This window comes from Arthrobacter sp. efr-133-TYG-118 (assembly GCF_030209755.1).
Lineage (GTDB): Bacteria > Actinomycetota > Actinomycetes > Actinomycetales > Micrococcaceae > Arthrobacter.
Map to the genome: position 1 here is coordinate 82,443 of NZ_JARVRH010000027.1, position 17,766 is coordinate 100,208.

The window sequence follows — 17,766 nt, forward strand, 5'->3', positions numbered from 1 at the left end:
AGCACATGATCGGCACACTAGGAGCACAGGCGCGGGACGCACGAAAGCTTGTACAGGTAGGACTCTGGGTGGAGACGGAGACTGGTTACAAGTTCCACGAGTGGGGGAAAATGCAGCCCACAAAGACTGAGGTTGAGGCGGAAAGGGAGCATAACAGGGCACGACAGAAGGCGTGGCGAGATAAGCACCGTAACGCCGTTATTGACACCGTTACTGACGATGTGACTAACAACGCCCCGACCCGACCCGACCCGACCCCTTTAACAAAAGACGCTGACGCGTCTTTTGCCGCAGGCAACGTCAGCGAGCTCCGCACTGCAACATCCATGCCCATCCCCGCGAACTTCACCATGACCGCCCCCATGCAAAACTGGGCGCTCCGCACCATCGGCACCACCCGTACCCTGAACCTCGAACTGGAAACCGAAAAGTTCGCCGCCCACGCCCGGGAAAAGAACATCACATCCGCGAGCTGGCCTGACTCGTGGCGTAAATGGATCCTAAAGGCCATGGAATTCCACGACCGTGACAAAGCCAACGCCGGGCCCGCCACCACCGAAGACCTCAAAGCCCTGTACCGTGCCCCCGCCATGCACCGCGGCAAGCCGCTGGAGGAACCCGCATGACCGAACCCGCTCCCGAGAACGTCCCACCCCAGGACGTGTCAGCGGAACGCGCCACCCTCGGAGCCATGCTCCTCTCCCGGGACGCCATCGGAGACATCAGCGACATCCTCACCGGGACCGACTTCTACCAGCCCCGCCACGAAACCATCTACGACACCATCCTCAAACTCCACGCCGGCGGACAAGCCGTCGATGTCCTCACCGTCGGAGACGCCATCACCCGCGCCGGGGAACTCCCCATGCTCGGAGGCAACACCGCCTACCTCCACGAACTCCCCATGGAGTGCCCCTCCCCCACATCCGGGGAATACTACGCAGGCATCGTCGCAAGGGCAGCCGTCCGCCGCCGACTGATCACCGCCGCCGCCAGCATCCAAGACATGGCCCGCCGGGGCGGCGACGAAGACGACATGGTCGAACAAGCCCGCAAAGCTGTCGACGACACCAGCCGCGCCACAGCCGACAAAGTTGAATCCTTCGGCGAAACCATCGACGCCATGCTCGACACCCTCGACGAAGCCCCCAACCACGTCCCCACCCCCTGGCGCGACCTCAACGCCATCATCGGAGGCCTACGCCCCGGCGGGCTCTACATCGTCGCCGCACGCCCCTCCGTCGGCAAATCCGTCGCCGCCCTCCAACTCGCCAAAAGCCTCACCGCCCACGGCTCCGTCGCATTCGTCTCACTCGAAATGTCCAACGCCGACGTACAAATGCGCGCCGTCGCAGCAGACCTCCACATCGACCTCAAACGCCTCATGGACCGCCAGTTGTTGGATGAAGACTGGACCAAAATCCGGGCACGCCGCGCCAACTGGCAAACCGTCCCCCTCTACGTCGACGACAACTCAGGCGTCACCATCACCGACATCAAACGATTCGCCCGCTCCGTCAACCGACGCCAACCCCTCGCCGGCATCGTCGTCGACTACCTCCAACTCCTCGCCGCACCCACCGGCGACAAACGAAACCGCCAAGAATTCGTCGCAGACATGTCCAGGCAGTTGAAGATCCTCGCCATGCAAATGAACGTCCCCGTCATCGCCCTCTCCCAACTCAACCGAGGCGCAGCCCAAACCGACCGCATGCCCACCATCAGCGACCTCCGCGAATCCGGCGCCATCGAACAAGACGCAGACGTAGTCATCCTCCTCCACCGCGAAATCATCGGAGACAAACGCGGAGACCTCACCATGATCGTCGGCAAAAACCGCAACGGCCGCACCGACGTAGCCGACATGCAATTTTTTGGACATTACTCCAGCATTTACGATGCTTAGAAACGAAGTGTTACTGCCGTCGTTCGCGTATTTTATGGTAGAATGCGAGAACGCAAAAGGTCCCGCGGTGCTACCAACACCCGGGACCGTGACCGAACTGAAAAGGAGTTCGATATGCCAAAGCTTACCCCAGCAGAACGGTTCTGGGCGAAGGTCGAGAAAACCCCAGGTTGCTGGAACTGGACCGCCAGCAAAAATGAACACGGCTACGGCAGGTTTCGGACTGAGGGCCGCGTCGTCAAGGCCCACCGCGCCGCCTACGAAATCGCCCGCGGCCCCATCCCCCCAAGGCTGGTCGTTGACCACATCTGCCACAACCCAGGATGCGTGAACCCGGACCACCTGCGCTTAGCGACCCACAAGCAAAACCAAGAGAACAGGGCAGGCGCCCGCCATAACAATAAGTCCGGCGTCCGCGGCGTCGTCTGGTACAAAGCCAGCGGCAAGTGGCGGGCGCAAGTAGGGCATAAAGGCAAGCTCCACCACGTCGGCATGTTTGCCAATCTCAACGAAGCGGCTGCCGCTGTGGCTGCCAAACGCCGGGATCTATTCACGCACAGTGAGATGGATCGCATCTCCGCTTGACAGCAAACGAAGCAACACTTCCCAACTACGCGAACACCCGATACCATGAACACACACCCACAAACACCACAGGAGAACCCGATGAGCACCACCACACCCCATGAAGAGGCGGCGTCCGATGTCTGACCTGTCTTCCCTCCTGGCACCAATCCGTAAGCGTGTTGAAGCGTACCGGGATCATGGAACCCCCGGCCTTCACGCACCACAAGACCGCGCCCAACTCCTTGCCGCACTCGACGCCGTACTCGCGCTGCACAAGCCAGTCACGTACTGGATGACGGACGAGGACGCGGATATCTCATACCAGACAAAGCAGGATGCTCTGGAGGAGCGCACGGACCTCACGGAAGCCGATCTTGTCCCGTTCGAGCTGTGCAGCCATTGCAAGACCATCGAGGAAGCTCCATGTGAAGGCCAATGCGTCCGAGAGGTTGGCTACCGCGAATCGTTGTGGCCGTGCCCGACTGTGACCGCCGTGACCGCTGCACTCGGGGAACAAGCATGAGCGCGGTTGAGAGTATGCGCGCCGATTTGGCTTACGCCGACAGATACCGCAATCGTGCCAGAGTCTTGGACGGCCTCGGGATGCTGCTTGAATGCGAAACACCAGGAACAGTGAGCGAGGTAGCCGTAAAGCGCGGGCGATGGTTCCGCCGCTTCATCGGCCGAGGCGAGCAGCAGGAGGAAATCATCCTGTCCAACGACGAACGCCGGGAGTTCGCGGATTGGTGCAAGGACCGCGCCTCAAAGTTGCGCAAGCAGGCCAATGTCATTGAGATTCGGTTGGCAAAGGGAGTGGCCGAGTGAGCGCGTCAATGGCCGAGGGAATCGCGGAGGTGCTCGCGAAGAACCGGATCGCATCAAGCCTCGATTGCACCTGTGGGGCCGTGTTCCATGAAGTCGACAGCTCCGATGACGTATTCCCCGAACGCTACGAATCCGACTTCGAAGCCCACCAGGCCGCCGTGTTGGCCGCAAACGGGTACGGGAAACTCGGACCTACGCAATTCGTCCTAGCCGAGCGTGAGGCCGAGCTACTCAAGCTCAAAGGACCATGTAGGGCGCCTAAATGCCGGCTGCACTTTGCCCACCATGGGCCGTGCGATACAAGGAGGCCGGAATGATCCCGGAAGAAGCGATAGAAGCGGCGGCGGAGTGGCTACCTCACTCGGACGACTGTGAGGTTCGTCCGGAGCGCGACTGCACATGCTGGTTGCCCCGCGTGAACCTAATGCGCGCCGCCCTTGAAGCCGCTGCCCCGTTCCTGCGCGCACAGGCGTTGGAGGACGCGGCTGAAGAGTTCAACTCACGGCTACCAGACGGCACGGGCAACGGACGCGCATACAACTCCTACCGAGTCGCTGAACTACTGCGGGCTCGTGCGGTTACGGAAAGAGGCAGGGAATGAGTTACCAGCGTGGGGCCGTGATAAGCCCGGAACTAGCCCTCACCCGTTCCCGCGAAGCGCTACAGAAGGAACTGGACGGCCTTGCGCGGGCACGCCTGGCGGCCGTCGCGGAAATGGAACGCATCGAACGCCGCATCCAAGCATCCCGCGCCAGGCAGCGCCGGAAGCGTGTCCGCCGAGGGCCCGCCACCTATGCGCCCACCGCGTCCGCCCTCGCCTACCGCGACACGCACCCCGCGGACCTGTCCCCCACCGTCCACGGCGGCCCGGAAGGACTCAAAGCCGCCGCCCAAGAAGTAGCCGAATGGGAAGCACGCCGACTAGCCACGAAGGACGCCGCATGACACGCACCAGGGCCACCGCCAAACAAGCCGGGACCAGCTTCGAACGACTCATAGCCGACTACCTCGCCCAAGAGGTCGACGACCGCATCGACCGGCGCGTCAAAACCGGGGCAGCCGACAAAGGCGACATCGCCGGACTACGCCACCACGGCCACCGACTCGTCATCGAATGCAAAAACGTCGCCAAAACCAACCTCGCCGGCTGGGTCACCGAAGCCCAAGTAGAAGCAGGGAACGACGGGGCACTCCTCGGCCTCGTGGTCCACAAGCGGCGCGGCAAAGGACAACCCGGCGACCAATACGTAACCCTCACCCTCTCGGACTTGGTGAAACTCCTCACCCTCGGGACGCCCTAAAAGTTTGCAAGAAAACGAAGCGTCAATACTAGACGTTCGGTAGTAGCAAGCGTAGGATTGCGAACATAACCACCCACCAAGGAGAACACGATGGCACCCAAGAAAGCCCCCACCCTCACCGGGATCCTCGCCCTCGCTGAAGGCATCGAGGAAACCCCGTCCAACTATGCGACCAGGCGCGAACTCATCCGCGACCTCAAAGCACGCATCGCAGCCGAGCCCGCATCATGAACCCGCCAGTCGCGATCCCGACAGCTACCCGGCCCATCACCTTGCCGGACGAAAACTACGGGCTTGACCCCGTGAAGAACTGGCGGCTGATCGCCAAGTTCAACGCCATGCCACCCGCACAGCGCGACAGCATCCTCACCCCCACCACCAAGTAGGAGAACCCCATGACCACGCTCATCCCCGAACGCCTCGAAGCCTTCAACAAAGGCCTCATCACCCTCGACGCATCCAGCCACAACTCCTTCGAAGACGGCCACTGCAGCATGGAAGTCGTCGCCTGGTTGGCCGGTGAAGGCCACACCGACGCACCAGAATGCGCGTCCCCCGTCCTGACCCGATACACGATCCGCCTGAACGACAGGTGGAACGCCGAGCAACGCCAAGCCCTCGCCCCGTTCCTGCCGCGCATGGTCGGCACCGGTGGCGACGGTTTGGATGAGGAACGCCAGCGCATCGCCACCCGCTACCTCATCGAGAAGCTCCTCGGCCCGTGGCTGCGGCTGGCCGGCATGCACGATGACGCGGACCTCCTCGCCACGCTCATCTCCGTTCCGGCGGCTGAGCTGATCATCAAGCTCCGCGAAATCCGCGAACGGGCATGGAAGAAGCGCTCCGCATCCCGCGCCGAACTCCGCCAGAAGGTTGAGGCGAAGGTCCGCGAACACTACGCCAAGAAGCCCGCTGTCGCTGTCGCTGACGCTGCCGCTGTCGCTGACGCTGCCGCTGTCGCTGCCGCTGTCGCTGTCGCTGACGCTGCCGCTGACGCTGCCGCTGTCGCTGACGCTGACGCTGACGCTGCCGCTGCCGCTGTCGCTGCCGCTGCCGCTGTCGCTGTCGCTGACGCTGTCGCTGCCGCTGCCGCTGCCGCTGCCGCCCCGTACGACACCTGGGGCACCAGCTACAGCGCCGCATACTCCGCGGCCCGCAAGTACTACCGCGAACACCCCGAAATCTTCGAACACATCCACGCCCTCAACAAGGAACAGCAGCCCTACGCGCTCGAACTGCTGGAACTCATGATCAAGCCCGAGGCCACCAAGTGAGCCGCGCCCTGGACGGCAACCCGTACGCCGACGAGGCCGACACCGGCAACTGCGTACCCGACGCCTACGTGCAGGCTCAGGCGTCCCTCGCGTTGGCACATGAGGTCCGCACCCTCACGCTGGTCTTAGTGCAGGCGCATGGAGCCGCGCATGGTGTCGTGGCCACCCCCGAAATCGCGGCAAGGCTGGGGATATGAGCGACCGCGAACCGAGACACCGCGCCGAACCCGACGGCGCGCCCCAAACCCGGGAAGAAGTCACGAGCGGGTACGTCAACCCCTCCCAAGCACGAATGGCTGCGTGGGAACAGAAGCAAGCACTCACCAGGGAGAACCATGTCTGACCTCGCCAAGCTGTTGCAGGAGCATTCCGCGACGCGGCTGCTGCACAACCCAACCCGGCACGTGTGCAACGGGTGCGGGCAGGCCATCACCTCGACCATGAGTGAGCACCAAGCCGACGTGCTGGACTTGGCCGGATTCGTTAAGGACACGGTGGTGGTGAGTGCTTACCAAGCCGGACTCTACAGAGGCATGAGCGCTTCCGATGCCGAGTGGGTTGGACCCGTCGCCAGCCTCCAACGCCTGCATGACAAGACCGGCGACCGGCTCCGTGCCGCCCGCGCCCTCGTCCGTGAGCAGCGGGAAACGATCACCGCGCAAGACGCACTGATCCAGGCCATGCACAAAACCCTGACCCAGCAGCGGGCCATGGCCGAGACCGTAGCCGCCCTCTCATGAACATCGTCTGCCGGTTGTTCGGTCACAAGGGGCAGTGGTCGCCGTGGTTGCGTCGCTGGTACTGCCGGTGGTGCCACGAGGAAGTAGCACCCGAATGACCACGACCCTGCCCGACGTGGACGTGCTGGAGGCGTTGGACTTCCATGAGGTGCTGGGATGCGCTCATTCCCAGCACGGCCACGACCACGCATGGCACGACGACGGGCCCGCCACCCACTACGTCCGCACTGACCACGCCTGCACCGGGCGCCCCGGGCAACCGAGGGTCAACGTGTACCCGGCCTGCGCGGCGTGGGTCGCGTTCGTGGAGGCCATCCAAACCCAGCGTTGGATGTGCGTCCGGTGCGGGCATGTCGCGGACGGGCGGGACGTTTTCAGTCTGGTTTGTCCAATCGACCGGTAAAATTATGTTATGGGAGTTTGCCGGGCGTGTGGTGGGCCGTCGAAGCGGGGCGAGTACTGCGGCCCGCTATGCGCGATCGGATCCCCACGCGACACCACCCACGCCGTCACCAACCCCACACTGCAAGAACCCGACGAAACAACACAGGCATGGGCGGACCGGCAATGGACCGAGAAACTCGCCCTCGAACGCGCCGGATTCACCACCGACGAAGCCATCCAATACCTCGCCCACGTCCGACAGTTAGGAGCCACCCATGGCCAATGACCCACGCTACCGGGCCGGGCAACAAGTGGACGGGCGGCTGATCTGCGGGGCGAAGAACCGGCAAGAGAACCCATGCACGAAATCCCCTGAACCCGACGCCACCCGGTGCCGGCTCCACGGGGCTGGGAGCCCCTGGTCGAAGATGAAGGCCGAGGAGCGTCGGCAGGACCGTGAAGCGAGGAAGATCCTGATGAACCTTGGCGAACCCGTCGACGGGGAGACCATCCACCCGGTGGAAGTCCTCATGCGGTTGATTTCGATGAAGTGGGCTGAGGTGTTGTGGTTGCGCGCCAAGGTCCAGGAACTCCCCGAAGCAGACCTTGTGTGGGGACTGGACTCTCATGACCTTGGCACCGGGCCTGATGGTCCCATCGACAAGGAAACCTTCAAAGCGCAGCCGTCCATCTGGTGGAAGCTGCTCAGGGAGGCCGAGAAGGAAGCCCGCGACCTCGCCGTCGCAGCGGCCCGGGCAGGCATCGAAGAACGCCAGCTGCGCCTGTCGGAGCAGACCGCAGGCCAGTTCCTCAACGCCCTCAAACTCATCCTGTCCCGCCTGGAACTCACTGACGCCCAGGCAAGGCTGGTGCCCATCGTCGTCCCAGAAGTGTTGCGAGCCATCAGCGACACGCCCGGTCTAAAAAGTTGAGCAAAAACGAAGCGCTACTACCGAACTACGCGTAGACTTGTTACCAACACCACACCGCATCACTAGGAGAATGCCCGCATGAGTAAGGAACTCGAACTCACGGTCTACCCATACCGGGAAACCGAATGGCCAGCCGGATACCTCGTTCCGAAAACCATGACTAGCGGTGCGGTGCTGGATGTCATCCACATGACAGAGACGGTGGACAAGCGCGCGAAAGCCAAGCGGCTCACGGACGCGGAGCTAGCCGCTGAGTGCCACGCCGCGACGTTGGCCGTGTACCGGGCGAAAGTCCACCAGGAGGAGCCACGGCTCGAGCAGATGGTGATCGTCCGGCGGTTCGCGTTGCTGCCGCACTATGACGAGGCGGGCAAATGACAGCGGCCACTGAGTGCGGTTCCTGCGCTAAGCCCAACCTGGATGGTGCGGCCCTGTGTGACGCGTGCACGGACACGTACTTGTACGACCTCGGGGCCGTGGACGACGTGCTGGACACGTTGCGGCCGACCGTGGAAATGCAGGACGTGAACGGCGACAGTGTGGGCTCGTCGGGGACGAAGCACGCACCTGCACCGTTGAATCTTGACGCGATGGCCGCGCAGGCGAACCTGCAGCTGCACGTCAGGCTCACGGGCCGGCGGCTCCTCAGGGTCTGGGTGCAGGCATGGGAAGCCAAGGTGGCCAAGCTGACGGCGCACGTGATCGGCCCGACCCTGCCACTGCCCGCGAAACCGTCCCTGCCCGGTAACGAGCAGCTAGCCGCGTGGATCATCGTCCAACACAACCTGATCCGCATGGCAGTGTGGGCGCCCGGCGCGAAACGCGAACTCGCGAACCTCCTCAAGACAGCGCAAACGGCCGCGGAACGCCGACAACCCAGGGTCTTCGCCGGGACCTGCAGTTTCGAGACATCCCACCCGGACACCCCCGACGAGCCCATCGTGTGCGGCGCCGAACTCTATGCCCTGCCCGGCGACACCATCGCCACCTGCAAGGACTGCAACTCCACCTACGAAGTAGCAACCTGGCGGGCACACAGCAAAACCGCCGCCGAATACGCGATCCTCACACCCACCGAACTCTCCCGCGCACTCGGCGGTTACGGGTTCAACATCCGGCCCGGCACCATCCGCATGTGGGCCACCCGCGGCCACATCCACCGCGCCAACCCAGACCACGACGAAACCGGCCACCCCATACCGGCCATGTACCGGCTCGGGGACGCCCTCGACACCTACCAGGCAATGCAGATCCGCAAACACCAACCCAAGGAGAACACCCCATGAACCCCAAGCATTTTTATCCCGGCGCGAGCTTCGGCGTGCAAGGCCCGATTACGCACCTGCAGCGCGTGATCTTGGACCGCACCCCGGGCAGGACCGTCCGGTATAGCCCCGACAGCGGCGTGGAAATCATCGCTGATCTGGGCTATGTAGCCGACGCTGTGGAGTCCGCGTTCGTCCTCGTCCCCCGCGAAGCACTCCCGAAGATCGGTCGTACCAACACGACGGTCAACGGCGGGTCCTTCACCACCGCCGCCGGCGAAAACATCCAACTGAACGACGGCGCCGACGCCGAGAAGGTCCGTAAGGTCGCAGCCACTTGGCTTGCAGTTGCCGCACTGCTGGAAAGCGAAGAGAAGGCCAAGGCTGACGAGGCGAAGAAGAAAGAGGCTGCGGAAGCAGCAGCGAAGATCGCCCGCACCACACGCCTCGAGCAGCTCGCGGATGAATACTTCGAGGAGTACTTCGAGGAACTCGGGCCCAAGAAAACCCGTGTCATCGAGGAACTGTACCGACTCGAGGAAGAAGCCGCCGACTCCGAATGCTGCGGGTGCGACGACTAATGTTTGCCCCCGAACGAAGCAGTACTGCCGTAGTTCGCGAAACGTGCCCCGGATGCGGTTTCCCGATCCACCCCGGCCAGCCCGCCATGCGTGTCCACATGGGCGCGGTACGGGACGAAGAGGGCATGACGGACCTGATGCCAGTCTTCCACCGGTCCTGCGGGGCCGGCCGCCTCATCGCGGACGGCCGGGCCAAAACCGAAGCGCAACGCACCCACCACACACCACTGATCGAGAGGAAAGCATCATGAGTTCCACCGAATCCCGCCAAACCCTGCCCGACCGCCGCGCCCTGCACCAGATCGAAACGGAACTGGACAGCCGCAACGACGCACGAGGAGACCAGAAATGAAGGTCTACGTAGCGGGGCCAATGCGTGGCATTCCCGGGTTCAACTTCAAGGCGTTCGACCAGGCCACCAACGCCCTTGAGGTGCGCGGGCATGCCACGTTCAGTCCTGCCGATAACGACCGGGGGAACGGGTTCAACCCTGTCGGCCTGACTGGGCACGAGGACTTGGCCGCGCTCGGCTTCGACCTGCGGAACGCCCTGGCTGAGGACATGCGGGTGATCGCGGAGTGGGCGGACGCTGTGGCCGTGCTGGCCGGGTGGGAGAACTCCAGTGGTGCCCGGGCCGAGGTCGCGTTGGCGCACGCCCTTGGCCTTCCTGTGGCCCGTTGGCAAGACGCGGTGATTTGGACCCAGCACGGCGGCCCTGCCACCCACATCCCCGACTACGTCCGCATCAAAGCCGACACGCCACCCTCGGGCACGCTCCCGTCCCTCAAGGACGCCGCCACCGCCTACGAGAAGGCTAAGGCCCAGGCTGTGCAGGACTCGATCAAGGTCTACAAAGAGAACCTCCTCACTGGGATGCAGGCGCGCTCCGTGCTCGGCATGCCCGCAGCCCCGGGCCCGTCAGGCGAGGTCCGTACAGTGTCCGCGACCGGTGGCGAGAAAGGGTCCAAGCCTGAGCGTCACGACCTGATCCCGGTAGAGGCCCTAGCGACGGTAGCACAGCTCTACGGGCGCGGAGCCGCCAAGTACGCCGCGCACAACTGGCGCCGCGGGTACGAGTGGTCCAAGTCCTACGCCGCTCTGCAACGCCACGCCACACAGTTCTGGGCTGGTGAGGACAACGACGCCGAGATGGGCTTGCCTCACATGGCGTCCGTCGCGTTCCACGCCCTCGCGCTTCTGACCTTCATGGACGAGCAACGCCAGTTCGACGACCGCTACAAGGCGCCGGAGGCAAGCGAATGAAGTACTTCTACGACACCGAGTTCCTGGACGATGGGCACACCATCGAGTTCATAAGCATCGGCATCGTCGCGAATGACGGGCGCGAATACTATGCGGTGAACGCGGACGCTGACTGGGACCGGATCGCCAAGCACGAGTGGCTGATGGTCAACGTTGTCCCGCAACTGCCCGACGAGATGGAATACAAGCCCAAGGCCCAGATCCGGGCCGAGGTCACACAGTTCCTGCTTGCCGCCGGCCAGCCGGAACTGTGGGCATGGTTCGCGGCCTATGACCACGTGGTGCTGTCGCAACTGTTCGGGCGCATGCTGGACCTGCCCGATGGCATCCCCATGTACACGCACGACCTCCGCGCCTACCTCGACTACACCAATATCAAAGCCATCCCAAGCCAAGTAGAAGGCCACCACGATGCCCTGCAGGATGCGAGGCACGTAAAGGTAGTCCATGACTACGTGAAGGCGCACCGGCTGTGAGTGCGAGGACGGACGACCTCGTAACCCTCTGCCTGGTGCTTTACGACGACGAGCCCCGCGCCCGGCGCTGCCTGTCGGCACTGCGTCGCAGCGGACGCGACGTGCAGTTCAACGCATACCTTGCCCAACGCCGCCTCGCGCTGATGGCAGCGAAAATGTTCATGCCAATCGTGATCTTTCTTGGAAGGAAACTGCCATGACTATCAGCACGAAGCACGCGAAGGCGATCCGGGCGGGTGTCTTGCAGGCCCGCAAAGTCCTGGCTGAGGCACGGATGTACAAGGGGGACGTGATCGCGGTGGACCCGGACGGGGTGGAAGGGTACGCGTTCCGGCGCGTCCTGATGCGCTATGCCTTCGAGATTGGCCGGTATCTCACCTACGAGGGCAAGTTCGTCCGGCTCGTGCCCACCCGCACATGGCCGCGCCTTCCACGCAGATAAGTGCCCGGAAACGTAGCGCTACTACCGTCCTTCGCGTAGACTCGATGGCACAACCAAACCGACAACGGAGAACCCATGCACATCAGCGAACTGTTCAGCGACAGTGACCTCGCCGCCGCCATCGAAGCAGGCCACATCAGGGTCAACGACCACCCGGACCTGCCCTACCGGCTGTACAACTACACCGAAACCGCCCAGTTCCAGAAAGCATGGACCCCTGTCACCCGGGCATGCCGGGGCCTGATCGTGCACCGGGAAACCGGTGAAGTCCTGGCCCGACCGTTCCCGAAGTTCTTCAACCACTCCGAAGACCAGCACCCCGCGTTCAACCTTGACGAACCTGTCACGGTCACGGACAAGCTGGACGGGTCCCTCGGGATCGTCTACCCGACCCCGGACGGGTACGCCATCGCCACGCGGGGTTCGTTCACCAGCGAGCAGGCCATCCACGCCACGCAGATCCTCCGCACCCAATACCCGGACTGGACCCCACCTGAGGGTGTGACGGTCCTCGTGGAAATCATCTACCCGGCAAACCGAATCGTGCTCGATTACGGCCAACTGGATGACCTGATCCTCTTAGGCTCTGTCCACATCGAAACCGGGATCACTGCCAGTCCCATGGAGGCGTACTGGCCAGGTGAGAAGGCTGCAGTATTCCGCTTCGCCACTTTCGCTGAAGCCCTCGCTGGGAAGCCGCGCAAGAACGCCGAAGGCTACGTCGTGCACTTCCGCACCTCCGATGTGCGCATCAAGATCAAGCAGGACGACTACGTTGCGCTGCATAAAATCGTCACCGGCTGGAACGAACGCACTATCTGGGAGATGCTCGCCACCGGCAAAGACTATGAAACCCTCCTCGCCGGCGTCCCCGACGAATTCCACAAATGGGCAATGGACATCGCGGAGAACCTGAACAACTCATACGACGGCCACATCGGCATGGCACACGCCATACACCACGGAATCCTCGACGCCCTGCCCGAAGGATTTGAACGCCGCGACTACGCCAACGCGGCATCCCTCTACCCCGAAGCGCGCCCGGCCCTGTTCCAACTCTTGGACGGCCGCGACATCAGCGAGTGGGCATGGAAGCAGATCCGCCCCACCTTCACCAAGGAGACCATCAATGCCTGAGCTAGTCATCACCAGAGGCCTGCCCGGATCCGGGAAAACCACGTGGGCCGAACAGTGGGTCCAAGAAGCTCCCGCCACCCGCCGCCGCGTGAACCGTGACTCGCTGCGCCGCATGATCCACATCAACGCCCAATCAGCCACGCAAGACACCGAGAACGTCATCACGAAGACCGCCTCAGACCTTGTGCGAGCATTCCTCCGCAACGGCCTGGATGTCGTGGTGGATGACACGAACCTTCGCCAGCGCACCGCCCGCAACTGGGCCACTCTCGCCGCCATCACCGGCGCCGAACTTGTCGTGAAGGACTTCACCGACGTGCCGCTCGAAACCTGCCTCACCCGCAACGAAGCACGCACCGGAGACGGACGCATCCCGTCCGGGGTCATCGAAACCATGCACGCCAAGTACATCGCCAACGGCCCACTCCCACACCCCACCGCCGACGCGGTATCGACCAGCGAATGGGAACCATGGGAGCCCTCCGAAAACCTGCCGTACGTCTACCTCGTGGACCTCGACGGGACCGTGGCACTCAAAGGCGACCGCGACATCTACGACGGCGCCAAAGCCTATCTGGACACGGTAAACGTGGACGTAGCCGATGTCATCGAAGTCCTTGCCGGTGGAGGCTCCCGCATCATCTACATGTCCGGCCGCAGCGAAGACCACCGCGACGTGACCGAGCAATGGCTAATCACGAATAACCTGCCGGCGCACGCCCTCCACATGCGCCCCTCCGGTGACACCCGCAAAGACTCAATCGTCAAGCACGAACTGTTCAACAAGCACATCCGCGGAAAGTACAACGTGGCCGGCGTCTTCGATGACCGCAACCAGGTTGTCGAGATGTGGCGTGCGATCGGCCTGACCGTGTTCCAAGTGGCCGAGGGTAACTTCTAAGCGAAGCGTTACTTCGCGAAGTGCACGCGTGAACTTGACAAAAACCTTGTGACACTACAAAATCAGAATTGAAGATTTATCACGAAGCCCGGGGACGCGGAAAGAACCGCCCCGGGCTTCGCCCATTACCAGGCAGGCCGCGCGTCAACACGCGGGTCGACTCATCCCCGGTGAAGGACCGTTCGGGCGTACATTCTCGCGCCTGCCATGAACGACCCTGCCCGCGGCCTGCCTCACAAAAACCTTGCCGCCTGACACTGGCACCCCCCAAGGGAGGGCAACGCCTAGCGCGTCCCCGCGCGGCACGGAAACACCCACCACCGGTGGGACTAAAGAAAGCCGCTTCGGCGCCGTTCCCCGGCACGACATAAAGAACGGGCACCCTAAAACCCCATGGAGGTGCACCATGACCACAATCACCATTTCCCGGCCCAAGCCCCGCCTGTATCTCGGCTGCCACTTCTACGACATCTACACAGACCCCAAGCTCGATGACGCGGACCGGGCCGCTGTGACCGATCTGCTCTTGTCCACCGCCGGGCATCATGAAGTCTTCGAAAGGCTGGCCCCGATGAACCTTGGCGTGTCGGAGAAAATGATTGAACGGCACCGCCGGTCGTTGTGCACGTGTGGGCGTATCTGATGGGGGAACTCGCGGATAAGCTGGCGCGCACGACCGCGCCGGACACTGACGCACGTCGCGCGCGTGTGCGTCCCCCGCAAGGCTTCGAACCGGGTGTCCGGTTCAGTACTGATTCGAATGTGCCGGTTGCGGCGACGATCAGCAGCGACCGGGAAATTCGCACCAGCGAGGATCACCGGGCGAAAATCATCGAACAGACCGGGCTCACCATCCCCGACAACCTGGACGTTGTGCTGGAACGCCTCACCCTGCAAAACGGGGCCGGCAGCGTCCCGGAGCGTTGGTGGTACAAGTACAAGTTCATCGAACGCGCCGATGGTTTCCTTTCTGGCTATGATGCCGTGGCTACCTTGAAGGCGCTGAGGTCGAACCGGCGCCGTGTCGCACCCACCTACGAGGGCGGGACCACGCTCGGGCTTGAGTGGAACGACTGGCAGCTTGGGAAAAGCGTCGGCGGCGGCACCGCTGCCACGGTCGAACGCTTCGACGCCGCCATTGACGCTACCGTGACCCGGGCGAAGGAGCTCCGGAAGATCGGCCGTGACCCGGGCGAACTCCTGATCGTCGGCAACGGTGACCTCGTCGAGGGTTGCTTCATCTACCCGCACCAGTCCTTCGAAATTGACATGGACCGCCGCGACCAGCTGAACACCGGCACCACCATGATCCTCGACGGCCTGGACCGTCTCGCGCCCCTGTTCTCCCGGGTGCGGGTCCTCGCTGTTGGCGGGAACCATGGCGAGCACCGGGTGGACGGCAAGCGCGTGAATCGGCACGACAACGACGATGTGAAGATCTTCGAGGACGCCGCCCGCGTCGCCGAACGCGACAAACGCCTCGGCCACGTGTCGTTCGTGCTCGCGCAGGACGAACCCGCGAAAACCATTGACGTTCATGGTTGGGTGTACGCGGCCACGCACGGTTCCGTGTACGGCAAAGGCACAGGCGGCAACCCCTTGGTGAAAGCCTACAACTGGTTCCGCAACCAAGCCGCCGGCCGCCAACCCGCAGGGGACGCCGACGTGCTCCTCGGCGCGCACTTCCACCACCTGCTCATGCAGGACTGGGGAAACACCCTGTTCGTGCAAGCCCCGGCCCTGGACGGCGGGTCACCACAGTTCACCGACTGGTCCGGCACCGAGTCCGCGCCCGGCATGATGTCGTGGCTGATCACCCCGGACAACAAGTTCCAAGACCTCGCCATCCTCTAGCCCATCACTCACCTATCCCCCATGGAGTGCTGCCTTGATCTACCGTGACGAAAACCGGTTCTACATCACCGGCGACTTTGACAAGGACATGGAGTCCGCCGTCATCTCCCCCTTGCGCAAGGAAATCGAAACGCAGGGAGAGAAAAAGGACGGGCTGATTGAGCTCTACATTTCCAGCAACGGCGGCTACGCCCACGTGCTGATCCAGCTCGTAGAACTCGTGGAGCTCGCGAAGCGCAGGGACATCACGGTCCGCACCATCGTCACGTCCCACGCTTACTCGTGCGGGTCGCTGCTCGCGGTCGCCGGGACAAAGGGTGAACGGTATATCTCCCGGTACGCGGAACACCTGGCCCATTACGGCCAGTTCGACGGTTACCGGAAGTCGACGCCGTTGCAGGTCGAGCGGCAAGCGGAGCAGTCCCGTCGTTGGACGAAGACGCTCCTTGACCATTACAAGCGGTATTGCGACATCCCGGACCTTGAGGAACAGCTAAAGGATGACGCGTTCTGGATCCCCGCTGACAAGGCGATCAAGTGGGGGATGGCTGACAAGTACACCGAAGAGCTGACGTGAGGTCCGCGCGGTGACCGCCCGGGATTCGCGGATCTTCTGCCGCTGCGGACTCATGTGGAACAACGTCGGCGTCTGCCCGCACTGCGACACCATCTGCCCGACACGTGGTTGTGCGCGGTGCCTGCAGTACTTCAAGCAGACCGACCTTGACGCCCACCGCGGGCGCATCAACGGCACCTGATGCGGCGGCCCTTGTTCTTCTACCGTCCGCGACGCTGGTTGCGGACGTGGGGCACTAAAGCTTCCTTGAAGCAGCATTAGACCCCCGCGCCAATCCGGGGCAAGAGATTGGCAACGCCGGACGGCCGCACGGTGCACCACGCGGCCGCCTGGCACAACCACAACTGAATATCTGAGGGGCCGTCATGACTCACGCTAAGTTCTGGTGCCCCGGATGCGACGACCTTCACATGGTCAGTGATCCGCCATGGCAGGTAGCCGGTCAGGGAGAATCGCTCACCATCTCGCCCTCGGTACTCGTCTACGGGCACAAGAAGTTCATCAACGAGGACTTGGAGTGGGACGCGCTTCTAGCGCCCGAGAACATCACCATGTCTCCGCGCTGCCACTCGTTCGTCCGTAACGGGCACATCGAGTTCCTGTCCGACTGTACCCATGAACTTGCGGGCCAGACTGTCGCGCTCCCGGAGCTTCCCGAATGGCTGCGTTCATGAGCGGCCTCACTGGTCAGATCGGTCTCATCCCGCACCCGGGCAGTTGGATCGCGAAAGCGATCTGCTGGTTCACGAAGTCTGACGTGTTCCATGTTGTCATCGCCCTCGACGACAAGACCTGCATCGGTGCGCAACCCAACGGCGTGACCATCACCCCCATGTCTGCGTGGCCGACAGCGATCTGGTCGCGGTTCCCCCTCACCGAAGCCCAAGCCAAGGGCTGCGCGGACTGGGCACGGGCCCGTGAACACCGTCCCTACAACTTCGTGGCCGACGCCATCATCGGGATTGAGTGCCGCACCGGTGTCAGGTTCCCCCGCTGGATCACCCGGCACTTCTCATCCGACGCCACCTACGAGTGCGCGGAGTTGGCCGACGCCGCCCTCACCCTCGGCGCCGGCATCCAAGTGTTCACCGACGGCCGCGACTTCGGCCTCGTCTACCCCGGCTCATTCCAGCAACTCTTCAAGGACCGTGGCTGGTGGCCGCCCCAGTAGCCCTCACCGTGGACTGCCCGGTGTGTGGCGGCCTGATCGGCTGGAACCGCAAGATCATCCCCGGGCCCGTCAGTGAAGGGACGGCACTGTTCACCCTGTCCGTCACCCTTGACGACCTGTCCGCCCGGCGGCACCGCCGCTGCGGCATCACCCCATAAAAGGAGTCCCGG

33 protein-coding genes are annotated in these 17,766 nt (G+C 63.2%); 31 read left to right on the top strand and 2 right to left on the bottom strand.

The genetic code is table 11. The annotated features are described in order from the left end of the window. Window positions 1–221 precede the first annotated feature (221 nt). The 13 genes from QRN59_RS20315 (at window position 222) to QRN59_RS20375 (ending at window position 6,613) form a co-directional block, all read left to right on the top strand. Window positions 222–626 (top strand): hypothetical protein, encoded by a 405-nt coding sequence (locus QRN59_RS20315; RefSeq protein WP_284984256.1) that lies wholly within the window; start codon window positions 222–224, stop codon window positions 624–626. Then, the gene (locus QRN59_RS20320) at window positions 623–1,906 is read left to right on the top strand and encodes a replicative DNA helicase (RefSeq protein ID WP_284984257.1); all 1,284 of its coding nucleotides are present in this window, start codon (window positions 623–625) and stop codon (window positions 1,904–1,906) included. The genes QRN59_RS20315 and QRN59_RS20320 overlap by 4 nt, the downstream gene beginning before the upstream one ends. Before the next feature lie 114 nt (window positions 1,907–2,020). Then, the gene (locus QRN59_RS20325) at window positions 2,021–2,491 is read left to right on the top strand and encodes an HNH endonuclease signature motif containing protein (RefSeq protein WP_284984258.1); all 471 of its coding nucleotides are present in this window, start codon (window positions 2,021–2,023) and stop codon (window positions 2,489–2,491) included. 118 nt (window positions 2,492–2,609) lie between these two features. Then, window positions 2,610–2,996, top strand: a complete 387-nt coding sequence (locus tag QRN59_RS20330; protein ID WP_284984259.1) for a hypothetical protein — start codon at window positions 2,610–2,612, stop codon at window positions 2,994–2,996. Continuing rightward, window positions 2,993–3,298, top strand: a complete 306-nt coding sequence (locus tag QRN59_RS20335) for a hypothetical protein (RefSeq protein WP_284984260.1) — start codon at window positions 2,993–2,995, stop codon at window positions 3,296–3,298. The genes QRN59_RS20330 and QRN59_RS20335 overlap by 4 nt, the downstream gene beginning before the upstream one ends. Before the next feature lie 597 nt (window positions 3,299–3,895). After that, the gene (locus QRN59_RS20340) at window positions 3,896–4,243 is read left to right on the top strand and encodes a hypothetical protein (RefSeq protein WP_284984261.1); all 348 of its coding nucleotides are present in this window, start codon (window positions 3,896–3,898) and stop codon (window positions 4,241–4,243) included. Continuing rightward, window positions 4,240–4,599, top strand: coding sequence for a putative PDDEXK endonuclease (locus QRN59_RS20345; RefSeq protein ID WP_284984262.1), 360 nt, complete (start codon window positions 4,240–4,242; stop codon window positions 4,597–4,599). Before QRN59_RS20340 ends, QRN59_RS20345 begins: the two co-directional genes overlap by 4 nt. Before the next feature lie 90 nt (window positions 4,600–4,689). Then, a complete protein-coding gene (locus QRN59_RS20350) occupies window positions 4,690–4,830 on the top strand; it encodes a hypothetical protein (RefSeq protein WP_284984263.1) in 141 nt (46 codons plus the stop codon). Continuing rightward, window positions 4,827–4,985: a hypothetical protein gene (locus tag QRN59_RS20355; protein WP_284984264.1), complete on the top strand. Its 159-nt coding sequence runs from the start codon at window positions 4,827–4,829 to the stop codon at window positions 4,983–4,985. Before QRN59_RS20350 ends, QRN59_RS20355 begins: the two co-directional genes overlap by 4 nt. A 9-nt stretch (window positions 4,986–4,994) precedes the next feature. Continuing rightward, window positions 4,995–5,873, top strand: coding sequence for a hypothetical protein (locus QRN59_RS20360; protein ID WP_284984265.1), 879 nt, complete (start codon window positions 4,995–4,997; stop codon window positions 5,871–5,873). Next, window positions 5,870–6,070 (top strand): hypothetical protein, encoded by a 201-nt coding sequence (locus QRN59_RS20365; protein ID WP_284984266.1) that lies wholly within the window; start codon window positions 5,870–5,872, stop codon window positions 6,068–6,070. The genes QRN59_RS20360 and QRN59_RS20365 overlap by 4 nt, the downstream gene beginning before the upstream one ends. Beyond that, window positions 6,067–6,216 (top strand): hypothetical protein, encoded by a 150-nt coding sequence (locus tag QRN59_RS20370; protein WP_284984267.1) that lies wholly within the window; start codon window positions 6,067–6,069, stop codon window positions 6,214–6,216. Before QRN59_RS20365 ends, QRN59_RS20370 begins: the two co-directional genes overlap by 4 nt. Further along, a complete protein-coding gene (locus tag QRN59_RS20375; RefSeq protein ID WP_284984268.1) occupies window positions 6,209–6,613 on the top strand; it encodes a hypothetical protein in 405 nt (134 codons plus the stop codon). Before QRN59_RS20370 ends, QRN59_RS20375 begins: the two co-directional genes overlap by 8 nt. A gap of 22 nt (window positions 6,614–6,635) precedes the next feature. Here QRN59_RS20375 and QRN59_RS20380 read toward each other — a convergent pair whose 3' ends face one another. Then, a complete protein-coding gene (locus QRN59_RS20380; protein ID WP_284984269.1) occupies window positions 6,636–6,965 on the bottom strand; it encodes a hypothetical protein in 330 nt (109 codons plus the stop codon). 60 nt (window positions 6,966–7,025) lie between these two features. Between QRN59_RS20380 and QRN59_RS20385 the strand changes: the two genes are divergently transcribed. The 5 genes from QRN59_RS20385 to QRN59_RS20405 all read left to right on the top strand — a co-directional run bounded on the left by QRN59_RS20385 (window position 7,026) and on the right by QRN59_RS20405 (window position 9,775). Continuing rightward, entirely contained in the window at window positions 7,026–7,283 is a 258-nt protein-coding gene (locus QRN59_RS20385; RefSeq protein WP_284984270.1) for a hypothetical protein, read from the top strand. Next, window positions 7,273–7,929, top strand: coding sequence for an HGGxSTG domain-containing protein (locus QRN59_RS20390; protein ID WP_284984271.1), 657 nt, complete (start codon window positions 7,273–7,275; stop codon window positions 7,927–7,929). Before QRN59_RS20385 ends, QRN59_RS20390 begins: the two co-directional genes overlap by 11 nt. A 78-nt stretch (window positions 7,930–8,007) precedes the next feature. Further along, entirely contained in the window at window positions 8,008–8,307 is a 300-nt protein-coding gene (locus QRN59_RS20395) for a hypothetical protein (RefSeq protein WP_284984272.1), read from the top strand. After that, window positions 8,304–9,215, top strand: coding sequence for a hypothetical protein (locus QRN59_RS20400; RefSeq protein WP_284984273.1), 912 nt, complete (start codon window positions 8,304–8,306; stop codon window positions 9,213–9,215). Before QRN59_RS20395 ends, QRN59_RS20400 begins: the two co-directional genes overlap by 4 nt. Continuing rightward, window positions 9,212–9,775, top strand: a complete 564-nt coding sequence (locus QRN59_RS20405; protein WP_284984274.1) for a hypothetical protein — start codon at window positions 9,212–9,214, stop codon at window positions 9,773–9,775. Before QRN59_RS20400 ends, QRN59_RS20405 begins: the two co-directional genes overlap by 4 nt. On the opposite strand, the gene QRN59_RS20410 is transcribed toward QRN59_RS20405, so the two are convergent. Continuing rightward, window positions 9,772–9,993, bottom strand: coding sequence for a hypothetical protein (locus QRN59_RS20410; RefSeq protein ID WP_284984275.1), 222 nt, complete (start codon window positions 9,991–9,993; stop codon window positions 9,772–9,774). The two genes, QRN59_RS20405 and QRN59_RS20410, sit on opposite strands and share 4 nt — an antisense overlap. Window positions 9,994–10,123: 130 nt before the next feature. Here QRN59_RS20410 and QRN59_RS20415 point away from each other — a divergent pair, with 130 nt between their 5' ends. From QRN59_RS20415 to QRN59_RS20475, 13 genes are all read left to right on the top strand, one after another. After that, window positions 10,124–11,038 (top strand): dATP/dGTP diphosphohydrolase domain-containing protein, encoded by a 915-nt coding sequence (locus QRN59_RS20415; protein ID WP_284984276.1) that lies wholly within the window; start codon window positions 10,124–10,126, stop codon window positions 11,036–11,038. Next, window positions 11,035–11,514, top strand: coding sequence for a 3'-5' exoribonuclease domain-containing protein (locus QRN59_RS20420; RefSeq protein WP_284984277.1), 480 nt, complete (start codon window positions 11,035–11,037; stop codon window positions 11,512–11,514). The genes QRN59_RS20415 and QRN59_RS20420 overlap by 4 nt, the downstream gene beginning before the upstream one ends. Beyond that, window positions 11,511–11,714, top strand: coding sequence for a hypothetical protein (locus QRN59_RS20425; RefSeq protein WP_284984278.1), 204 nt, complete (start codon window positions 11,511–11,513; stop codon window positions 11,712–11,714). The genes QRN59_RS20420 and QRN59_RS20425 overlap by 4 nt, the downstream gene beginning before the upstream one ends. Beyond that, a complete protein-coding gene (locus tag QRN59_RS20430; RefSeq protein ID WP_284984279.1) occupies window positions 11,711–11,956 on the top strand; it encodes a hypothetical protein in 246 nt (81 codons plus the stop codon). Before QRN59_RS20425 ends, QRN59_RS20430 begins: the two co-directional genes overlap by 4 nt. Before the next feature lie 75 nt (window positions 11,957–12,031). Then, on the top strand, window positions 12,032–13,093 hold the full coding sequence (locus QRN59_RS20435; protein WP_284984280.1) for an RNA ligase: 1,062 nt from the start codon (window positions 12,032–12,034) through the stop codon (window positions 13,091–13,093). After that, window positions 13,086–13,994 (top strand): phosphatase domain-containing protein, encoded by a 909-nt coding sequence (locus QRN59_RS20440; RefSeq protein ID WP_284984281.1) that lies wholly within the window; start codon window positions 13,086–13,088, stop codon window positions 13,992–13,994. The genes QRN59_RS20435 and QRN59_RS20440 overlap by 8 nt, the downstream gene beginning before the upstream one ends. Before the next feature lie 406 nt (window positions 13,995–14,400). Next, entirely contained in the window at window positions 14,401–14,637 is a 237-nt protein-coding gene (locus tag QRN59_RS20445) for a hypothetical protein (RefSeq protein WP_284984282.1), read from the top strand. Continuing rightward, window positions 14,637–15,848 (top strand): hypothetical protein, encoded by a 1,212-nt coding sequence (locus tag QRN59_RS20450; RefSeq protein WP_284984283.1) that lies wholly within the window; start codon window positions 14,637–14,639, stop codon window positions 15,846–15,848. The genes QRN59_RS20445 and QRN59_RS20450 overlap by 1 nt, the downstream gene beginning before the upstream one ends. Window positions 15,849–15,882: 34 nt before the next feature. Then, complete coding sequence (locus QRN59_RS20455; RefSeq protein WP_284984284.1) at window positions 15,883–16,425, top strand: ATP-dependent Clp protease proteolytic subunit; 543 nt, start codon at window positions 15,883–15,885, stop codon at window positions 16,423–16,425. 10 nt (window positions 16,426–16,435) lie between these two features. Continuing rightward, window positions 16,436–16,606 (top strand): hypothetical protein, encoded by a 171-nt coding sequence (locus QRN59_RS20460; protein ID WP_284984285.1) that lies wholly within the window; start codon window positions 16,436–16,438, stop codon window positions 16,604–16,606. 184 nt (window positions 16,607–16,790) lie between these two features. Then, window positions 16,791–17,099, top strand: coding sequence for a ubiquitination-like system serine protease family protein (locus QRN59_RS20465; protein WP_284984286.1), 309 nt, complete (start codon window positions 16,791–16,793; stop codon window positions 17,097–17,099). After that, window positions 17,096–17,596, top strand: coding sequence for a hypothetical protein (locus QRN59_RS20470; RefSeq protein ID WP_284984287.1), 501 nt, complete (start codon window positions 17,096–17,098; stop codon window positions 17,594–17,596). Before QRN59_RS20465 ends, QRN59_RS20470 begins: the two co-directional genes overlap by 4 nt. Beyond that, a complete protein-coding gene (locus tag QRN59_RS20475; protein ID WP_284984288.1) occupies window positions 17,581–17,754 on the top strand; it encodes a hypothetical protein in 174 nt (57 codons plus the stop codon). The genes QRN59_RS20470 and QRN59_RS20475 overlap by 16 nt, the downstream gene beginning before the upstream one ends. Window positions 17,755–17,766: the final 12 nt, after the last annotated feature.

Coding starts and splice junctions, on each gene's coding strand:
- QRN59_RS20385 (WP_284984270.1), top strand. CDS start 7,026: ATGGGAGTTTGCCGGGCGTGTGGTGGGCCGTCGAAGCGGGGCGAGTAC.
- QRN59_RS20405 (WP_284984274.1), top strand. CDS start 9,212: ATGAACCCCAAGCATTTTTATCCCGGCGCGAGCTTCGGCGTGCAAGGC.
- QRN59_RS20445 (WP_284984282.1), top strand. CDS start 14,401: ATGACCACAATCACCATTTCCCGGCCCAAGCCCCGCCTGTATCTCGGC.
- QRN59_RS20330 (WP_284984259.1), top strand. CDS start 2,610: ATGTCTGACCTGTCTTCCCTCCTGGCACCAATCCGTAAGCGTGTTGAA.
- QRN59_RS20345 (WP_284984262.1), top strand. CDS start 4,240: ATGACACGCACCAGGGCCACCGCCAAACAAGCCGGGACCAGCTTCGAA.
- QRN59_RS20450 (WP_284984283.1), top strand. CDS start 14,637: ATGGGGGAACTCGCGGATAAGCTGGCGCGCACGACCGCGCCGGACACT.
- QRN59_RS20325 (WP_284984258.1), top strand. CDS start 2,021: ATGCCAAAGCTTACCCCAGCAGAACGGTTCTGGGCGAAGGTCGAGAAA.
- QRN59_RS20360 (WP_284984265.1), top strand. CDS start 4,995: ATGACCACGCTCATCCCCGAACGCCTCGAAGCCTTCAACAAAGGCCTC.
- QRN59_RS20355 (WP_284984264.1), top strand. CDS start 4,827: ATGAACCCGCCAGTCGCGATCCCGACAGCTACCCGGCCCATCACCTTG.
- QRN59_RS20470 (WP_284984287.1), top strand. CDS start 17,096: ATGAGCGGCCTCACTGGTCAGATCGGTCTCATCCCGCACCCGGGCAGT.
- QRN59_RS20420 (WP_284984277.1), top strand. CDS start 11,035: ATGAAGTACTTCTACGACACCGAGTTCCTGGACGATGGGCACACCATC.
- QRN59_RS20370 (WP_284984267.1), top strand. CDS start 6,067: ATGAGCGACCGCGAACCGAGACACCGCGCCGAACCCGACGGCGCGCCC.
- QRN59_RS20465 (WP_284984286.1), top strand. CDS start 16,791: ATGACTCACGCTAAGTTCTGGTGCCCCGGATGCGACGACCTTCACATG.
- QRN59_RS20400 (WP_284984273.1), top strand. CDS start 8,304: ATGACAGCGGCCACTGAGTGCGGTTCCTGCGCTAAGCCCAACCTGGAT.
- QRN59_RS20415 (WP_284984276.1), top strand. CDS start 10,124: ATGAAGGTCTACGTAGCGGGGCCAATGCGTGGCATTCCCGGGTTCAAC.
- QRN59_RS20335 (WP_284984260.1), top strand. CDS start 2,993: ATGAGCGCGGTTGAGAGTATGCGCGCCGATTTGGCTTACGCCGACAGA.
- QRN59_RS20320 (WP_284984257.1), top strand. CDS start 623: ATGACCGAACCCGCTCCCGAGAACGTCCCACCCCAGGACGTGTCAGCG.
- QRN59_RS20440 (WP_284984281.1), top strand. CDS start 13,086: ATGCCTGAGCTAGTCATCACCAGAGGCCTGCCCGGATCCGGGAAAACC.
- QRN59_RS20435 (WP_284984280.1), top strand. CDS start 12,032: ATGCACATCAGCGAACTGTTCAGCGACAGTGACCTCGCCGCCGCCATC.
- QRN59_RS20340 (WP_284984261.1), top strand. CDS start 3,896: ATGAGTTACCAGCGTGGGGCCGTGATAAGCCCGGAACTAGCCCTCACC.
- QRN59_RS20430 (WP_284984279.1), top strand. CDS start 11,711: ATGACTATCAGCACGAAGCACGCGAAGGCGATCCGGGCGGGTGTCTTG.
- QRN59_RS20350 (WP_284984263.1), top strand. CDS start 4,690: ATGGCACCCAAGAAAGCCCCCACCCTCACCGGGATCCTCGCCCTCGCT.
- QRN59_RS20380 (WP_284984269.1), bottom strand. CDS start 6,965: ATGCCCGCACCGGACGCACATCCAACGCTGGGTTTGGATGGCCTCCAC.
- QRN59_RS20375 (WP_284984268.1), top strand. CDS start 6,209: ATGTCTGACCTCGCCAAGCTGTTGCAGGAGCATTCCGCGACGCGGCTG.
- QRN59_RS20395 (WP_284984272.1), top strand. CDS start 8,008: ATGAGTAAGGAACTCGAACTCACGGTCTACCCATACCGGGAAACCGAA.
- QRN59_RS20390 (WP_284984271.1), top strand. CDS start 7,273: ATGGCCAATGACCCACGCTACCGGGCCGGGCAACAAGTGGACGGGCGG.